Origin of the sequence: Leisingera sp. JC1 (assembly GCF_001679925.1) — a bacterium.
Taxonomy (GTDB): domain Bacteria; phylum Pseudomonadota; class Alphaproteobacteria; order Rhodobacterales; family Rhodobacteraceae; genus Leisingera.
In genome coordinates this window covers 1-15,413 of sequence record NZ_LYUZ01000098.1, presented here as the reverse complement: position 1 = coordinate 15,413, position 15,413 = coordinate 1, and the positions used below count along the sequence as shown (strand labels likewise).

Here is a 15,413-nt window from a genome sequence, read left to right as displayed (position 1 = left end):
AGAGTTGCGGCGGCAGCGGGTGAGAAGACCCGCGTCCTGGGGCCCTGTGCGAGCAGCATTGCCAGCAAGGGAGGGGACATTCATGACACGATCCGACATTGACAGCGCGGCGCTGGACTATGCCGCGGGCGGCGGGCTGCTGAGCCGCCGGACGCTGCTGGCCTCAGCCGCTGCGGGGACGGCCGCGGGGCTGCTGCAGCCGCGCGTGGCGCGGGCAGAGGCGGAGATCCCGGAATGGACCAAAGCCGCAGGCGCGCGGGCACGCGGCTATGGCGCGCCGGCGGCGGCGGAATCGGCGGTGCAGCGCGCCATCATTGAACCCTGGCAGGATGTGGCGCCGGCCTTCAGCCTGTCGGGCACGCCGCATCACAAACTGCGCGGCACCATCACCCCCAGCGGGCTGCATTACGAGGTGCACCACGGCGGCCGGCCCGATATCGACCCGGCCCGCCACCATCTGATGATCCACGGGCTGGTGGAACGCCCGCTGCAATTCGATCTGGACGCGCTGGAGCGCTACCCGATGGTGACGGCGACCCATTTCCTGGAATGCGCCGGCAACAGCCTGTTCAACGCCATTATGCCAGAGCCGATGCAGGCGGGCTGCGACATGCTGCACGGGCTGGTGTCGAACACCGAATGGGCCGGCATCCCGATGCGCGTGCTGATGGAGGAAGCGGGCGTCAAGCCAGAGGGCAAATGGGTGGTTGCCGCCGGCGCCGACGGGCCGAGCCTGGCGCGCTCGATCCCGATGGAGAAGGTGATGAGCGACGGGATGCTGGCGCTCTACCAGAACGGCGAGCGGATCCGGCCCGAGCAGGGCTATCCGATGCGGCTGCTGCTGCCCGGGTTCGAGGGCAATATGAACATCAAGTGGCTGACCAGCCTGTGGGTGACGGAGGCGCCGGTGCATACCAAGGATGAATCGGGCGAGTACACCGAGATCCTGGCCGATGGCTCCTCGCTGCAGTTCACCTTTGCGATGGGGGTGAAGTCATTCATTACCCATCCGTCTTCGACCATGACGATGAGCGGGCCAGGATTTTACGAGATTTCCGGGCTGGCCTGGACCGGCGCGGGCAAGGTCGCCAAGGTCGAGGTGTCGGCGGACGGCGGCGCCAGCTGGGCCGAGGCGGCGCTGGCCGGGCCGGTGCTGCCGCAGGCGCTGACCCGCTTCAGCCTGCCCTGGCACTGGGATGGATCACCGCTGGTGCTGATGAGCCGCGCCACGGATGAGACCGGCGCGGTGCAGCCTGCGCGCGCCGACTGGAAGGCGCGCTATCACGCCTCGAACTTCCTGCATTACAACGCCATCCAGCCCTGGCAGGTCACGGCAGAAGGAGCGGTTCAGAATGTCTATCTTTAAACTCACCGCCACCGCCGCCCTGCTGCTGACCGCCGCTGCCGCCCGCGCCGAAGGGCCGGGGCTGGGGCAACCGCTGGAGGCCGCGGATATCCCGTTCTACGCCACTTATGTGAAACCCGACGGCACCGGCCTGCCTGCGGGCAGCGGCACCGCGGCGCAAGGCGCGGAGATCTACGCTGCGAAATGCACCACTTGCCATGGCGCAACCGGCAGCGAAGGGCCGGTGATGCCGCCGGTTGGCCCCAATGATGTCTGGGCCAAGCCCGCGGGCAGCTACTGGCCCTATGCCACCACGCTGTTTGACTACATCCGCCGGGCGATGCCGCTGGAGGCGCCGAAATCGCTGAGCGATGACGAGGCCTATGCGCTGGCGGCCTATATCCTGGAGCGCAACGGGGTGATTGACGCGGAAACCGCGATGACGGCAGAGACCCTGCCCGCGGTGAAGATGCCGAACCACGGCAATTTCCTGGACGTCTGGGCCAAGCAGGGCGCGACCCCCTGGTGAGGACGGGGCTAGCTCCAGGCAGCACATAAGGCACGGGCGATCCCGGCCGCAAACTGGGTTTTGCGATGTGCGATCCCGGCCTGGCGGTGAACCTGGCTGCCGCGCAAGGGCAGGACAGCGATTCCGCCCTGCGCGCGGGCGTGGCCCATCGGCACAAGGGCAACCCCGAGCCCGGCAGCAACCAGATCCAGCAGCTGCGCATCATGCGCCGCCTCTGCCACGATACAAGCGGGGGTCTCCCCCTGCATCAGGAACTGGTCCGCTGCCGGGCAATAGGGCCGCGCGATCAAAGGTTCGCCCTCAAGATCCTCCAGCGCAAGCTCCGGGCGGGCGGCAAGGGGATGATCCCGCGGCAGGGCGGCACCATAGCTTTCCGTCCACAGGGGATGGAACGTGCAGCCCCGCGGCACGCAGCCGTCTGAACAGAACAGGATATCCGCATCCTCGCAGCTGTTTGTGAACTGGAAGGTCAGCGCTGCAGTGTCCCGGCGCAGGCCGGAGAGCGCCGCATGAAAGGACGCCACGAGGATATCCGGCTGGCAGTGCACCCGCACCACCTGCGGCACGCGCCCTGTCAGCCGTTGCTCCAGCAAGCTGAGCTGCGCCAGCACCGCGCCGGACTGGCGGTACAGTTCATGCCCCAGCGCGGTTGGCGCCAGACCGTCCCGCCTGCGCAGGAACAGGGCACCGCCAAAATGCTCTTCGAGCTTTGAAACCGCAGCGGACACCGACGGCTGGCTAACACCGTTCATACGGGCTGCAGCACTGAAGGTCCCGGTGTCATAGGCGGACTGGAAATACCGGAGCGGGGCAAGATCAATCATAGGCAACACCTATATTAACGATAGTCATCAAAGCAATTAACTTTGCCCAGGTCCCGTGGCTAGCTGCGTGCAACTGCAACAGCACAGAAAGCCAGCCACATGAAAGACACTGCATCAGCCGCTCCTCCCGTCATCGGGCAGCTCTTGAAACTGTTTGAGGCCGGAGACCCGGCAATCATGAACCTGATTGCCCCCGGTATTGATTTCCGCATCGACCACTACAGGGATGATGCCGATATTTCCTGGCAGGCCGCAACAGATGCCGAAGGGTTCGCGAGGCTGCTGGCCCGGCTGGGTCAGGAAGTCTTTCCGCAAGGCACCCGGATCCTGGAAAGCGCCACCCAGGATCTGGGGGACGGCTGGTTCCTGACCCGGTTCCGTCAGCGGTTTTTCTATGCAAGGGCCGGGGCGGTGGTGGAGAGCGGCACGCTGATCACCACCCACCAGGAGGATGGCAAGATCGATTTCTTCCGCGAGGTGGTCACCTCGGTGACGGAAATCTGACCTGCAATGAAGCTGTCAGGGGGCCGCCGGGCCATGGCGCCGCCAGAACCCGCGCAGCAGCGCGGCGGTTTCCGCTGGGTGGGTTATTGGCAGCATGTGGCCCGCGCCCGGCACCGCGGTGTGTGTGGCACCGAGGCTGCGGCAGAGGCTGCGGGCGATGGCGGGGATGACGGGCGGGCTGTCCGCGCCGGTCAGGATCTGCACCGGCATGGTGACGGCATCCAGCGCGCCGGGGGCCAGGGTGCCGTTTGCGTCCTCGTGCAGAACCGCGCGGCTGGCCATCACCACCGGCATCGCGCGCAGCATCGCGGCACGGGCGGGTTCCGGCAGATCGGGCCATTTCACCTCGCCGGTTCCCCACATGCGGTTGAACAGCCGGGTGGTCCGCTCGCAGTCGCCTGCTTCCCATGCGGCCTCGGCGGGCCGGCTGGCGGCCTCAAGTGCGGCAAAGGCGGCGGGGTCCTCGCCGCGCGCGGCGGCGAACAGTACCGGTTCGATCAGGGTGAGGCTGCGCACCAGATCCGGGCGGGCCATCGCCATCCGCAACGCCACAGTGGCGCCGAAGGAGTGGCCGATCAGGTCCAGCGGCTCCGTCAGCAGCGCCAGCCCTGCCTCCATGTTCAGCAGCTGGTAGTTGCCCTGCCCGTCCCAGTCCGGGCTGCGGCCGTGGCTGAGCATGTCGAAACCGGTGAGGGTGATCTCCTCTGCCAGTCTCTCGGCCACGCCGCGCCAGGCGCCGGAATGGGCCAGCGAGCAATGCACCGCCAGCACGGGACGCGGGCCGTGGCCGAAGCTGCGGTGGAACACCTGCGGGGCGCGGCTCATGCGGGGCCGGCCGGCCGGGCAAACCCGCAAAGGGTTGAGAGGGGGTGCCGAGATGCCACCAAAAGCTGTTTCTCCCGCTTAGAACTATGCGCGAGGGTAAGTGCATGATAAGCGGGGTTCAATATCACGAATCTGACACATTGCCATTGCTGCCTGGGGATAACAGCCAATGCCGACCTTGAACGAACCCAAGCTGATTGCTGGGAACGCCAACCTTCCTCTTGCCCAAGCCATTACCCGCCGCATGAGCCTGCACCGCGGCGTCGACCAGGGGCTGGTGGATGCCCGCGTCGAGCGGTTCAATGACGGCGAGATCTTCGTCGAAGTCTATGAGAACGTCCGCGGCGAGGACATGTTCATCATCCAGCCGACCTCGAACCCGGCCAATGACAACCTGATGGAGCTGCTGATCATCGCCGACGCGCTGCGCCGCTCTTCGGCCCAGCGCATCACCGCGGTGATCCCCTATTTCGGCTATGCCCGCCAGGACCGCCGAACCAAGGCGCGCACGCCGATTTCGGCCAAGCTGGTCGCCAACATGCTGACCGGTGCCGGCATCGAGCGGGTTCTGACCATGGACCTGCACGCGGCGCAGATCCAGGGTTTCTTCGATATTCCGGTGGACAACCTCTATGCCTCGCCGATCTTTGCGCTGGACGTGAAGGACCAGTTCAAGGACCGGATGGACGAACTGATGGTGGTATCGCCGGATGTGGGCGGCGTGGCCCGCGCCCGCGAGCTGGCCAAGCGCATCAGCGCGCCGCTGTCGATCGTCGACAAGCGCCGTGAGAAGGCCGGCGAAGTGGCGGAGATGACCGTGATCGGCGACGTGAAGGACAAGATCTGCCTGATCGTCGACGACATGTGCGACACCGCCGGCACCCTGTGCAAGGCAGCCCAGGTGCTGCTGGACAACGGCGCCAAGGAAGTGCACGCCTATATCACCCACGGCGTGATGAGCGGCCCGGCGGTGGAGCGGGTCACCAATTCGGTGATGAAGTCACTGGTGCTGACCGACACCATCCAGCCCACTGAGGCCGTGATCAACGCGCCGAACATCCGTATCGTTCCCACCGCGCCGCTGTTCACCCAGGCCATCCTGAACATCTGGCACGGCACCTCGGTGTCGTCGCTGTTCGAGGACAAGACGCTGGTGCCGATCTACGAGAGCCTCTATTCCAACGGCGGCTGAGACGGCTGTTAAATCGAATTGGAAAGCCCCGCCATTGTGCGGGGCTTTTTGCTTTTCAGGCTCTCGCACGGTGGCGGCCGGCTAAGACGGTCGCGGCGGCGGCTGTTGCCGCCACCAGCGCCAGCAGGGCTGCGGCAGCACCGAAAGCGCCGTCATATCCCCACCGTGTGATGGCCGGCGTGCTGGCAAAGGGCGACAGGAACTGGCCGCAGAACACCGAAGCCGTGAGGATTGCGCCGGCCGTGCCGCGCCGTCCCGAGGGGGCAAGCGCCAGCGCAATGGCAACAAAACCGGGGGAGACCGTAGCGTAACCGATGCCGACAACCATGGCGCCTGCCAGGGATAGGGTGGCGCTGCCCTGCTGTGCCAGCACTGTGAAGCCAACCGCCAGCGCACCGTAGCCCAGCGCAAAGATGACGGTGTGCGGCAGCCTGGATTTGAGCCGCCCATAAAACAGTGCGGCGATACCGCCACAGAGCGACAAAAGCCCCAGCCCGGCGCCGGTCATCAGCGCGCTGTTGAGGCCCTGGGCGGCAAAGAAGAACGGCAGCTGGGTCGGCATCATGAAGAACAGGCCATTGGTCAGCATCTGCAGGGCGGAGACCGCAATGACCAGCACCAGCCAGGCCGGGTGGCCCGGCGCCTCTGCCTGCCCTGCCCCGCCGCCGCTGCGCCGGGGTTCGGGGGCGTGGCGCCAGACGGCATAGAGGCACAGCACCGACAGCCCGTAGATCAGGAACGGCAGCCGCGGCGACAGCGTGGCGGCCAGCCCGGCGGTGCCGATGAAAACCAGCCCGCCGAAGTTGCGGGCGGAGATCTGCAGGCCGGTCAGCGCCTGGCGGCTGGCACCGGTGAAATAGTCACCGATCAGCGCGGTCTGCGCGGTCATGATCAGCCCGACGGCGATGCCGAGGCCAAAGCGGCTGATAAGCATCAGCTTCAGGTCCGGCAGGAAAAAGCCCGCAGTGCCGCAGAGCATGAACAGCCAGACACCTGCCAGCAGCACCACCCGCCGCCCGCTGCGGTCTGTGAGCCAGCCCGCCAGCGGTGCGGTCAGCATCACCCCTAGCGAGGGCGCGGTGATCAGAAGCCGCACCAGGAAGCCTGCATCGGGCACATCTGCAAATTCCTGCTCCAACCCCGCCAGCGCCGGGCTGATGGTCGCGTTGGCCATCACCGTGAGGCTGGCGGCCATCAGAAGCGCGAGTGCCTGCGGCTGCCGCCAGAGGCTCATGTTTTCAATCGTCATCGTGGATTTCCCTTGTCCGGTCCGTTCAAGGCTGGCAGCCTGCCAATTCAAGCCAGCTTGAGGTCAAGGATGAAACTTCTGGATATTGGCGAGGTTGCGGAACGCTCCGGCGTGGCCCCCTCAGCGCTGCGGTACTACGAGGATCTGGGGCTGATCACCTCAGCCGGGCGCAAGGGGCTCAGGCGGCAGTTCGGGGTGGAGGTCCTGCTGCAGCTGTCGCTGATCACGCTGGGCAAGGCGGCGGGGTTTTCGCTGCAGGAGGTTGCGGGCATGTTTGGCAAGGACGGCCAGCCCGATCTGCCGCGGGACCAGCTGCATGCCCGCGCCGATGCGCTGGAGGCGCAGATCCGCGAGCTGACCCTGTTGAAGGACGCGCTGCGCCATGTGGCGGACTGCCCGGCACCCAGCCATCTGGAGTGCCCGAAATTTCAAAAGCTGCTGCGGGCCGGGTCCATCACGGCGGAGGTTTAGTCGACGTCCCAGTCGTCAGCATGGGGCAGCTCGCCGATTGCCATCCAGGCGGCGCGCAGGCGGGCGGCGCGGCTGTCTGCCCAGGTGCGGAAAACGATCTCGAACCCCTCGCAGGTGATGTTCTCCGCCACCAGTTCCCCGCGGACGGCGGCGGAAGTGTCCATATCCCAGAGCGACACCGAGACATGCACTGCCGGCGGGCTGGCATAGGCCGTGCTGAATGCAACCGTCTGGCGCCGCACCCGCGGCCCGGTGCCGGTCCACATCCCGCCGCCGTCCTCGAAATCCGAGAACACGGTGACATCGCCCTGTTCGATGCCGGTGCGGGGATTGCGCAGTCGTTTCATGCCTGGTCTCAATCAGTCTGTCCGGCCCTAGGAATGGCCGATACCCAAGCGCGGCGCCAGCCTTGAACCGCTTCGGACGGCCAAAGGCCTGGGACAGTATTGATCCTTTGCATCACTGGGCACAGCCTGACGGGCGGGATGCGAATCGCTGCCAATCAGAAAACGGCACATTCCGCAAGAGATGAGACGCACAAATACTGCACACCCTAAAAGAGTGTAGAACTTCACAAATTTACCAGCGTGAGAAATTTCACTCCGCAAAATGCCCAAAAATTGGGCGCAAGCCCACCAATAAGCAATTCTTAACTCTTAGATACATGAAATCGAATGTGTTCAGCTATTCGGAAGCCTGGTTTGGAGATTGCAGTATGGGCAAGAATGGAAATACGCAGACGATTTCGAAATTCGCCCTGGACGGTGAGCAGAAGAAGGACCTCGTGACCGCCGGCAAGCTGGTCGCGCCAAAACTGGATGAAGTTCTGGAGTTCTTCTACGCCTTTGCCAAGTCGGACCAGGAAGCCTCAGGCTTCTTCAAGAGCCAGGACTCCCTGAACCATGCGCGGGGTGCGCAGAAACGGCACTGGGAACTGCTGCTGAGCGGCGAGTTCTCTGACGATTACTTCAAATCAGCCGACACCATCGGCCGGGTGCATTTCCGCATCCAGCTGCCGTTCGACCTGTATCTGGCAGGTTATGCGCGGGCGACCTCCTTTATTCAGGAGATGCTGTCGCAGCAGTTCGGCGCCACCTACACGCCGATGGCGCGCAAGCGGATGGTGCGGCTGTTAGGGGCGCTGAACCGCGCCTTTGCGATGGACAGCTACCAGGTGATCGACGCCTATTTCGCAGCCCAGCGCGAGGAGCAGGACACTGCCTTCCGCTATATGACCGAGGGTATTCAGCGGATGTCGGAGCGTGATCTGACCCAGCCGATCCCCAGCCCGGAGGAAAGCGACTTCCCGGCCCGCTACGACGTGGTGCGCACCTCCTTCAATACGCTGATGGACAGCATGGGCGGGGTCATCGGCACTATCCAGGACTCTGCAGCCAACCTGAGCAGCTCTGCCGGGGAAATTTCGGATGCGGCAGAGGAACTGTCCAGCCGCACCGAGACCCAGGCCGCGACGCTGGAGGAGACCGCCGCTGCGGTGGAGGAAATCACCGCCAGCATGAAACAGTCCTCCGGCGCGACGACGGAAACCAGTTCGCTGGCGCGGGAAGCGCAGGGTATTGCTGAGGAAGGCATGGCGGTTGCCTCGGATGCAGTTGAGAAGATGAATGAGATCTCCTCCTCCTCCGATCAGATTTCCCAGATTATCAGCGTGATCGACGACATTGCCTTCCAGACCAACCTGCTGGCATTGAATGCAGGCGTTGAGGCCGCACGGGCCGGCGAGGCGGGCCGCGGCTTTGCGGTGGTGGCCTCCGAGGTCCGGGCACTGGCGCAGCGGGCCGCGGTTTCGGCCAAGGAGATCAAGGATCTGATCAACGTCAGCTCCGGCCACGTGGACGAGGGCGTCGACCTGGTGAGCAAGGCCGGTGAAGTTCTGGAGCGGATTGTCGGCCATGTGAAACGGGTGACGGAGCTGTCCTCGGACGTTGCCTCCTCGGCGCAGGAGCAGTTCACCGGGCTTTCAGAGATCAACACCGGCGTGTCGCATATGGACAGCGTCACCCAGCAGAATGCCGCCATGGTGGAGCAAACCACCGCCGCCACCGTGACCATGCGGCAGGACACCCGGGTGCTGGCCGAACTTGTTCAGACCTTCCAAGTGACTGGTGCGGCCCAGGCCGGCCGCCCTGCCCCCACGGCCGGCGGCTGGGAGCAGGAGCAGCCCGGTCCGGAGGCCTCAGCCGCCTGATTTTGCCGCCGCAGCACCGGTCCCCGCTGGTGCTGCGCTTTCAGCTGCTGTTCCCGCAGCATCTGCCCCGCGCCGCCGGCCCAGCGGCGCGGCTGGCGTTCTGCCGAACGTGCGCCGCCTCCCCTATGGGAAATTTTTCCCCTGATGCGCGCCACCCTCCCCTCCTGTCGCAAAATGTCGCAATAGACGAACAATCTGGCGCGCTGGCATCGAGTCCCCGGCGGCGATCTCTGGTGTGTATCTGCATCCGCCAAAGCCAGGCGTTTTGACCCAAGGGAGGAGAAACCCCGTGTCACCATCTGATCCGAATACCGTAAAACCCGGTCTGGGACTGGCGCTGCTGCCGATCCTGCTGACCCTCCTGGTGCTGGGCATCCAGCTGTTCTATTTCGGGGATTTCACCCCGCATATCCCGCTGGCGATCGGCATCGCCATCACCGCGCTGGTCGGCCTGAAACTGGGCCACAAGTGGGACAATATCGAAGAGGGCGTGTTCCACGTCATCAACATCTCGCTTCCGTCGGTGTCGATCCTGATCACCGTCGGCATGATCGTCGGTATCTGGATTGCCAGCGGCACCGTGCCGACGCTGATCTATTACGGCCTGAAAATCCTGTCGCCGGAGCTGTTCCTGGCCGCGGGCATGGTGCTCTGCTCCATCGTGTCGGTGTCGCTGGGCACCTCCTGGGGCACCGTCGGCACCGTCGGCCTGGCGCTGATGGGGATCGGCGCGGGCTTTGGCATTCCGATGTACTGGACCGCTGGCGCGGTGGTTTCGGGCGCGTTCTTCGGCGACAAGATCTCCCCCCTGTCGGACACCACCAACCTGGCCCCGGCCGTGACCGGCACCAATCTGTTCGATCACATCCGCAACATGCTGCCGACCACCGTGCCGTCGATGCTGATTGCGCTGGCGATCTATCTGGCTGTCGGGTTCACCCTGATCGACACCTCGCAAGTCTCGTTCGAGCGGATCGACGCGATCACCGCGGCGCTGGACAATGCGTTCTGGATCTCGCCGCTGATGCTGCTGCCTGCGCTGCTGGTCATCGTGCTGGCGGTGAAGAAGCAGCCGCCGATCCCATCGCTGTTTGCCGGTGCTGTCGTGGGCGGCATCATGGCGATGGCCTGCCAGGGCGCAGGCCTGCATGAGACCTTCACCTTTGCCAACAGCGGCTATTCCATCGACACCGGCGTGGCGGAGATCGACCCGCTGCTGAACCGCGGCGGCATCCAGTCGATGATGTGGACCATCTCGCTGGTGCTGCTGGCGCTGGGGTTCGGCGGCGCGCTGGAGCGCACCGGCTGTCTGCAGGCGATCATCGAGGTGATCATTGCGCGGGTGAAAAGCTTTGCCGGCATCCAGACCTCGGCCATTCTGACCTCGGTTGCGACCAACACCGTGGCGGGGGATCCGTACCTGTCGATTGCCCTGCCGGGCCGGATGTATGCGCCTGTCTATCGCGGCATGAAGTATTCGCCGCTGAACCTGTCGCGCGCCATCGAGGAAGGCGGCACGCTGGTCTCGCCGCTGATCCCCTGGAACGCGGGCGGCGCCTTTGTGATCTCGGCGCTGGCGCTGGGGATCGCCGACGGCAACTTCGAGAACCTGCTGTACATCCCGCTGGCCTTTGCCTGCTGGCTGTCGCCGCTGATCGGCATCTTCTATGCGATGACCGGGCTGTTCTCGCCCAAGGCAAGCGACGAAGAGGTCGCGGCCTGGGAGGACAGCGGCGAGCCGGTGCAGGAACTGACCGCCTGATCCCCCTGCGCGCCGGAGCCTCCCCTCCGGCGCGCGTTTCACTGTGAACGTCCCATCTGTTAGGTTAGCGATATGACACTCCGCAGCTTTGTCCCGAAGGGTGCGGCCAGTTTCCGGGTCGATTACGACGGGCCGCCCAAGGATATCTACTTTGTGCTTCTGCCGAAGCTGACCATGCTGGCCTTCAGCGCTGCGGTGGAGCCGCTGCGGATTGCCAATCAGGTCACCGGCAAGGAGCTGTACCGCTGGTTCCTGCTGAGCGAGGATGGCGCCGCCGTGCCCTGCTCCAACGGGATTGGCATCAACACCGACATGGCGCTGGAAGACCTGCCGCGGGGCAGCTTCGGGTTTGTCTGCGCGGGCATCGAGCCATCGGACAGCGCCAGCCCCAAGGTGCTGTCCTGGATGCGGCGCCAGAATGCCCACGGCAGCCGGTTCGGCGGCATCTGCACCGGCGCCTTTGCTCTGGCCCAGGCGGGGCTGCTTCAGGGGCAGCGGTTTACCCTGCACTGGGAGAACCAGCCGTCGTTTTCCGAATATTTCCCGGGGCTTGAGCCGACTGCGAACCTATATGAGATCGACAAGGGGCTGATGACCTGCGGCGGCGGCAATGCGGCCACCGACATGATGCTGGAAATGATCCAGACCGACCACGGCAAGGATCTGGCGGTGATTGTGTCGGACATGTGCATCCACTTCCGCTCCAACAACCGCGAGGCGCTGCAGAAGTCTGCCTATTCGGTAGCGCTCAGCAGTCGCAACCAGCATCTGATCAACGCGATGCAGTTCATGCATGAAACCATCGAGGAGCCGGTGGAGGTCGGCTTGGTGGCTGAGCACGCGCAGATCTCGCGCCGCCAGCTGGAGCGGCTGTTCCAGCGCTATGTCGGCACCTCGCCGGTGCAGTTCTATATCGACCTGCGGGTGGGCCGGGCGCTGGCGCTGCTGAACGAGACCAACATGACGGTGGCTGAGATTTCCGCCGCCACAGGGTTCAGCAGTGCAACGCAGCTGTCGATCCGCTTCAAGAAGCGCTACGGGCAGTCGCCCGCGTCCTTCCGCAAGAGCTGGGCCGAGAAGAAAGCCTAGGCTCAGGCCTCGTCGCTGGCGAGGGCGGTGCTGAGTTCGGAAATGCGTTCGAGCCGGGCGGAAATGCGGTCCTGGAACACGCCAAGCTCATCAATGATGGAGTTCAGAGATTCCCCGACGTTGCCCAGCCGGGCGCATTCGATCTTGCACAGCACGCGGGTGGTGGTCAGTGCCATGAAATGCCGGTGCAGGGTCTGGCAAGCCTTCTGGATGCGGGCCGCCTCGAAGCGGACCGCTTGCAGGCTGGCGCGGGCTTTGCTGAACTGGACGTCCGTCAGGTCATTCAGAATGCCCTGCTCGCGGGGGATATCGACGGCTGCTGTTGCGCTTTCCTGCTCCAGCTGGTGGCCGCATTCGGTCAGGATCCGGGCCAGGCCTTCGACGAAGATGGCCGCGGTCACCGTGCCCTTGATGGCGCGGAAGTTGCTGTCCTTGCCCCAGACGTGGGCTTCGAACCAGTTCGACATCTCGCGCGACATGGCGCTGTAGTTCTGGGACAGCACCGTCACCGGCCCGCCGGCCGGTTCAATGCGCGAGGCGATGACCCGCAGGTTGTGGGGGATGGTGCGCATCGATTCAAAGTCCTGCACCAGCGCCTCGGTCTCCTCAAACAGCTGGCCGGCGGTGGCGTGCATCGCGCGGCGTTCGGCCAGGCGGGCGCAGGGCGGCCGTTTCAGGCCGGCATCACGGGCCAGCAGTTCCTCTGCCAGGGCGTGGCCTGCAAAATCGCTGTAGGTGGCAAAGCCCAGTTCCTTCAGGCGGGCCAGCAGGCGGGCGGCGCTGTCCTCTGGGCTCAGCTCCTCTGCCTGCTCGGCCTGGCGCAGGGTGCTGTATTCCTGCTGCACTGTCTTGAGCAGCGGGTTGGTCGGCTTGATCCGGGCCGAGAGGTAACCCCCGTCGCAGGGCGTGACCACGGCAAACACCCAGTAATAGCTGCCGTCACGGGCGCGGTTCTTGACATAGGCGCCGACGGTTTCGCCGGCCTTGATGGTGTCCCACAACAGCTGGAAGACGGCACGCGGCATGTCCGGGTGGCGGATCACCTTGTGCGGCGCGCCGAGCAGTTCCTCCAGCGGGTATTTGGCGACCCGGCTGAACACGGCATTGCCGGCCCGGATAACACCGCGGGGATCGGTGCGGGAAAAGAACACTTCATCAAGGGCAAAAGCCGATTCCCGGCCAGTGGATTGAGCAGCCAGCGCGCGGTCTTCAAAGGACACGTTTCAGTTCCTGTCAGTGGTTGTCTCGTGCCGGACCTTTTTACCGGCCAGTGCTTGCCGAAATGCTAATGCGGGGCGGAAGCTGCATGGTTTCCGCCCCGGAATTTTCACCGCTCAGGCTGCGGCGCCCTGCAGCTGTGCCGGGGCCTGGCGGCTGTGTTCCAGCGTCACTCCAAGGCTTTCGCAAAGCGGCAGGCGGCGGGCTGCGAAATTGCCCGCGCGGGCGCGCAGCAGCGCAAGGTTTTCCTCTTCGGTCTCCAGCACCCTGCCCTCATGCTGCAGGCGTTGGCCCTGCGGGGCCAGGATGCGCCAGACCAGATCTGCCCATTCTGCCGGGGTTTCCAGCCCCTCGCTGCGCGCGAGCAGGAACAGCTGCTCGAACCGGTCCAGCTCCACCCCGCCGCCGGTAACCGGCGAGGCGAGATAGCGCAGGGCATCGCTGTCTTCGGCCCGTTTGCAGACCGCGAGGTTGAAGGCGCGGCAGGCGGCGGTGCGGCTCTCCAGCCCCTCCAGCGGCAGCGCAGGCGCGATCTGGCCGGAGCCTGCCAGCACCGTCAGCATGCGGGTGATGGCACCCCATTCCATGGCGCCGAATACGCCCTGATCCAGCAGACTGCGCACCGTGGCCGGCCCCTTGCTGAGCGCCTGCAGGACCGGCGCGTAGTCCGCCTGCTCCAGCGGCACATCCCGGTCGCGGTGGTGGAACTTGAGCGTCCCGCCATGGTAGGGACGGGTCAGCGCCAGCGGGGTGGCGAACCAGGCGCCGATGCTGCCGCGCGGGGTATGGGCCAGCCTGCCCTTTGCAAAAACATCGGTGCGGAAATGCTCATTCAGCAGCACGTCACGCAGGCCTTCACGCCGGACCGGATCGCTTTCGCCGTCCAGCAGTGCCTGCTGCTGCGGAGTGAAACGGAGGCTGTCGAGATTATCCATCAGGCTGACGGAGCCTGCAAAGCTGAGCTTGGCGGTGCCCAGTTCAGCGGCCAGATCCTCGAAGAAAAACGGCGTCCAGTCCTTGTTGAAATACTCATGCGCCACGTAGTTCTCCGGCATCGACGCCACGTGATCGAGTCGGGCCGCAACCGCGGGGTTGCGTTCGAAATAACCGCCGCCGCTGCCGGCCAGCTGGCGGGCGTAGGACAGGGCTTCGCCGATCCGTTCCGGCAGGGTGCCCCTGCCCTGCTCTGCCCGGGCTGTCAGGATCCGGCGCAACGGCATCGCCGCAGCCCAGCCCGGCTGGGTGTTGCAGCTGACATAGACCAGCCCGCCCGGTTTCAGCCGGTCCGCGATAAACCGCAGGATGTGCTGGCGGTTCTCCTGCGAAACCCAGCTGTAGACACCGTGCAGCGCGATGATGTCGAAGGACGCAGGCAGGCCGGAGGTCTCGCCGAAATCCTCGAAACTGCGCTCGTGGAAGCGCACGTTCCCCAGCCCCGCCTCCTGCGCCAGCTCAGCTGCGCCGGCAATATGCGAGGGGCTGAAATCCATCGCATGGAATTCGATGTGCGGGTTGGCGGCTGCCAGCAGGTTGGCGGAGAAGCCCTGACCGCAGCCCAGCTCGCAATAGGTGATGTTTTCGCCGTCCAGCCCGTGCCGCAGGCCCTGCGCGGTTGCGGTCAAGCCCAGCAAGGCCGGGGTCAGCTGGCGGTGGAAGTCGAAGGTGTAGTCGATGCCGGCGACATAGCCGGAGGTCCAATCGGTCACGGAGAATCCTGCTGTTTGGGTAAACGTCCTGCAGGGCAATTTCGGAAAATTTGGTGAGAATTGGGTTAAGGGCGGAGGGATTGGTGCTGCAAGTTTCGGAGACGTTTTTGATGAGGGAAGGCAAGATGCCCCTCAATTCAGCAAGTTCTTCTCGGCCCAATGCCGGGATTGGGCCCAAGCACCAAAGGAGCCATTGGTTTCTGCAACAGAATTTGGCCAAACGACGCTTTGCGCACACAACGGGCATTGTTGCAGAAAGGCGTCTTGAGGCGTGACTTCCCCTTTCCCCTTCAGGTTCAGGCCACGCGGACGATCTCGGCGGTGCCGAGGGCATTGAAGCGGTTGATGAGTGCGACGCGGATGTGGATTTCAGCGGTTTGGCTATCTGGGTCTCTCGCGGCGATGCGCTCGCCGAAGGCCTTGAGGCAGCGCATCCTGGCTTCTGCGCGGCTGCGGGTGTGGTATCCCGTCCATCGTTTCCAGAACGCCC

Annotated in this window: 14 protein-coding genes and 1 pseudogene; 8 read left to right on the top strand and 7 right to left on the bottom strand. The window is 64.8% G+C overall.

Annotated elements, in window-relative coordinates; all coding sequences use genetic code 11:
- Positions 1 to 82 precede the first annotated feature (82 nt).
- Both soxC and A9D60_RS15000 read left to right on the top strand, forming a co-directional pair.
- On the top strand, positions 83 to 1,366 hold the full coding sequence (soxC, locus tag A9D60_RS15005; protein ID WP_065268341.1) for a sulfite dehydrogenase: 1,284 nt from the start codon (positions 83 to 85) through the stop codon (positions 1,364 to 1,366).
- Positions 1,353 to 1,874, top strand: coding sequence for a c-type cytochrome (locus A9D60_RS15000; protein WP_065268340.1), 522 nt, complete (start codon positions 1,353 to 1,355; stop codon positions 1,872 to 1,874). Before soxC ends, A9D60_RS15000 begins: the two co-directional genes overlap by 14 nt.
- Before the next feature lie 8 nt (positions 1,875 to 1,882).
- Here A9D60_RS15000 and A9D60_RS14995 read toward each other — a convergent pair whose 3' ends face one another.
- On the bottom strand, positions 1,883 to 2,698 hold the full coding sequence (locus A9D60_RS14995) for a LysR family transcriptional regulator (protein WP_065268339.1): 816 nt from the start codon (positions 2,696 to 2,698) through the stop codon (positions 1,883 to 1,885).
- 99 nt (positions 2,699 to 2,797) lie between these two features.
- Between A9D60_RS14995 and A9D60_RS14990 the strand changes: the two genes are divergently transcribed.
- Positions 2,798 to 3,202, top strand: a complete 405-nt coding sequence (locus tag A9D60_RS14990; protein ID WP_065268338.1) for a hypothetical protein — start codon at positions 2,798 to 2,800, stop codon at positions 3,200 to 3,202.
- A 15-nt stretch (positions 3,203 to 3,217) separates the two neighbouring features.
- On the opposite strand, the gene A9D60_RS14985 is transcribed toward A9D60_RS14990, so the two are convergent.
- On the bottom strand, positions 3,218 to 4,027 hold the full coding sequence (locus tag A9D60_RS14985) for an alpha/beta fold hydrolase (protein WP_065268337.1): 810 nt from the start codon (positions 4,025 to 4,027) through the stop codon (positions 3,218 to 3,220).
- Positions 4,028 to 4,196: 169 nt separating this feature from the next.
- On the opposite strand from A9D60_RS14985, the gene A9D60_RS14980 reads away from it, so the two are divergent.
- Complete coding sequence (locus A9D60_RS14980) at positions 4,197 to 5,219, top strand: ribose-phosphate pyrophosphokinase (protein ID WP_065268336.1); 1,023 nt, start codon at positions 4,197 to 4,199, stop codon at positions 5,217 to 5,219.
- Positions 5,220 to 5,274: 55 nt separating this feature from the next.
- Here A9D60_RS14980 and A9D60_RS14975 read toward each other — a convergent pair whose 3' ends face one another.
- Complete coding sequence (locus A9D60_RS14975; RefSeq protein WP_065268335.1) at positions 5,275 to 6,468, bottom strand: MFS transporter; 1,194 nt, start codon at positions 6,466 to 6,468, stop codon at positions 5,275 to 5,277.
- A gap of 69 nt (positions 6,469 to 6,537) precedes the next feature.
- Between A9D60_RS14975 and A9D60_RS14970 the strand changes: the two genes are divergently transcribed.
- Positions 6,538 to 6,939 carry a helix-turn-helix domain-containing protein gene (locus A9D60_RS14970; protein ID WP_065268334.1) on the top strand — a complete coding sequence of 134 codons (402 nt, stop codon included), beginning with the start codon at positions 6,538 to 6,540 and terminating at the stop codon, positions 6,937 to 6,939.
- On the opposite strand, the gene A9D60_RS14965 is transcribed toward A9D60_RS14970, so the two are convergent.
- Positions 6,936 to 7,286: an H-type lectin domain-containing protein gene (locus A9D60_RS14965; protein WP_065268333.1), complete on the bottom strand. Its 351-nt coding sequence runs from the start codon at positions 7,284 to 7,286 to the stop codon at positions 6,936 to 6,938. The genes A9D60_RS14970 and A9D60_RS14965 overlap by 4 nt on opposite strands.
- 368 nt (positions 7,287 to 7,654) lie before the next feature.
- Here A9D60_RS14965 and A9D60_RS14960 point away from each other — a divergent pair, with 368 nt between their 5' ends.
- The 3 genes from A9D60_RS14960 (at position 7,655) to A9D60_RS14950 (ending at position 11,999) form a co-directional block, all read left to right on the top strand.
- Positions 7,655 to 9,148, top strand: a complete 1,494-nt coding sequence (locus A9D60_RS14960; RefSeq protein ID WP_065268361.1) for a methyl-accepting chemotaxis protein — start codon at positions 7,655 to 7,657, stop codon at positions 9,146 to 9,148.
- A 289-nt stretch (positions 9,149 to 9,437) separates the two neighbouring features.
- A complete protein-coding gene (gene nhaC / locus A9D60_RS14955; protein WP_065268332.1) occupies positions 9,438 to 10,910 on the top strand; it encodes a Na+/H+ antiporter NhaC in 1,473 nt (490 codons plus the stop codon).
- Positions 10,911 to 10,982: 72 nt separating this feature from the next.
- Positions 10,983 to 11,999 carry a GlxA family transcriptional regulator gene (locus tag A9D60_RS14950; protein WP_065268331.1) on the top strand — a complete coding sequence of 339 codons (1,017 nt, stop codon included), beginning with the start codon at positions 10,983 to 10,985 and terminating at the stop codon, positions 11,997 to 11,999.
- Between the two features lie 2 nt (positions 12,000 to 12,001).
- Here the strand turns inward: A9D60_RS14950 and A9D60_RS14945 are convergent, their stop codons facing one another.
- The 3 genes and pseudogenes from A9D60_RS14945 to A9D60_RS14935 form a co-directional block, all read right to left on the bottom strand.
- Positions 12,002 to 13,219, bottom strand: coding sequence for a PAS domain-containing protein (locus A9D60_RS14945; protein WP_065268330.1), 1,218 nt, complete (start codon positions 13,217 to 13,219; stop codon positions 12,002 to 12,004).
- 114 nt (positions 13,220 to 13,333) lie between these two features.
- Positions 13,334 to 14,923, bottom strand: coding sequence for a class I SAM-dependent methyltransferase (locus tag A9D60_RS14940; protein WP_065268329.1), 1,590 nt, complete (start codon positions 14,921 to 14,923; stop codon positions 13,334 to 13,336).
- A gap of 296 nt (positions 14,924 to 15,219) precedes the next feature.
- Positions 15,220 to 15,413, bottom strand: a pseudogene (locus tag A9D60_RS14935) (IS5/IS1182 family transposase); the annotation flags it as partial.

Bases quoted from the DNA above. Each gene is read 5' to 3' on its own strand.
- soxC (WP_065268341.1), top strand. From the start codon at position 83: ATGACACGATCCGACATTGACAGCGCGGCGCTGGACTATGCCGCGGGC.
- A9D60_RS15000 (WP_065268340.1), top strand. From the start codon at position 1,353: ATGTCTATCTTTAAACTCACCGCCACCGCCGCCCTGCTGCTGACCGCC.
- A9D60_RS14995 (WP_065268339.1), bottom strand. From the start codon at position 2,698: ATGATTGATCTTGCCCCGCTCCGGTATTTCCAGTCCGCCTATGACACC.
- A9D60_RS14990 (WP_065268338.1), top strand. From the start codon at position 2,798: ATGAAAGACACTGCATCAGCCGCTCCTCCCGTCATCGGGCAGCTCTTG.
- A9D60_RS14985 (WP_065268337.1), bottom strand. From the start codon at position 4,027: ATGAGCCGCGCCCCGCAGGTGTTCCACCGCAGCTTCGGCCACGGCCCG.
- A9D60_RS14980 (WP_065268336.1), top strand. From the start codon at position 4,197: ATGCCGACCTTGAACGAACCCAAGCTGATTGCTGGGAACGCCAACCTT.
- A9D60_RS14975 (WP_065268335.1), bottom strand. From the start codon at position 6,468: ATGACGATTGAAAACATGAGCCTCTGGCGGCAGCCGCAGGCACTCGCG.
- A9D60_RS14970 (WP_065268334.1), top strand. From the start codon at position 6,538: ATGAAACTTCTGGATATTGGCGAGGTTGCGGAACGCTCCGGCGTGGCC.
- A9D60_RS14965 (WP_065268333.1), bottom strand. From the start codon at position 7,286: ATGAAACGACTGCGCAATCCCCGCACCGGCATCGAACAGGGCGATGTC.
- A9D60_RS14960 (WP_065268361.1), top strand. From the start codon at position 7,655: ATGGGCAAGAATGGAAATACGCAGACGATTTCGAAATTCGCCCTGGAC.
- A9D60_RS14950 (WP_065268331.1), top strand. From the start codon at position 10,983: ATGACACTCCGCAGCTTTGTCCCGAAGGGTGCGGCCAGTTTCCGGGTC.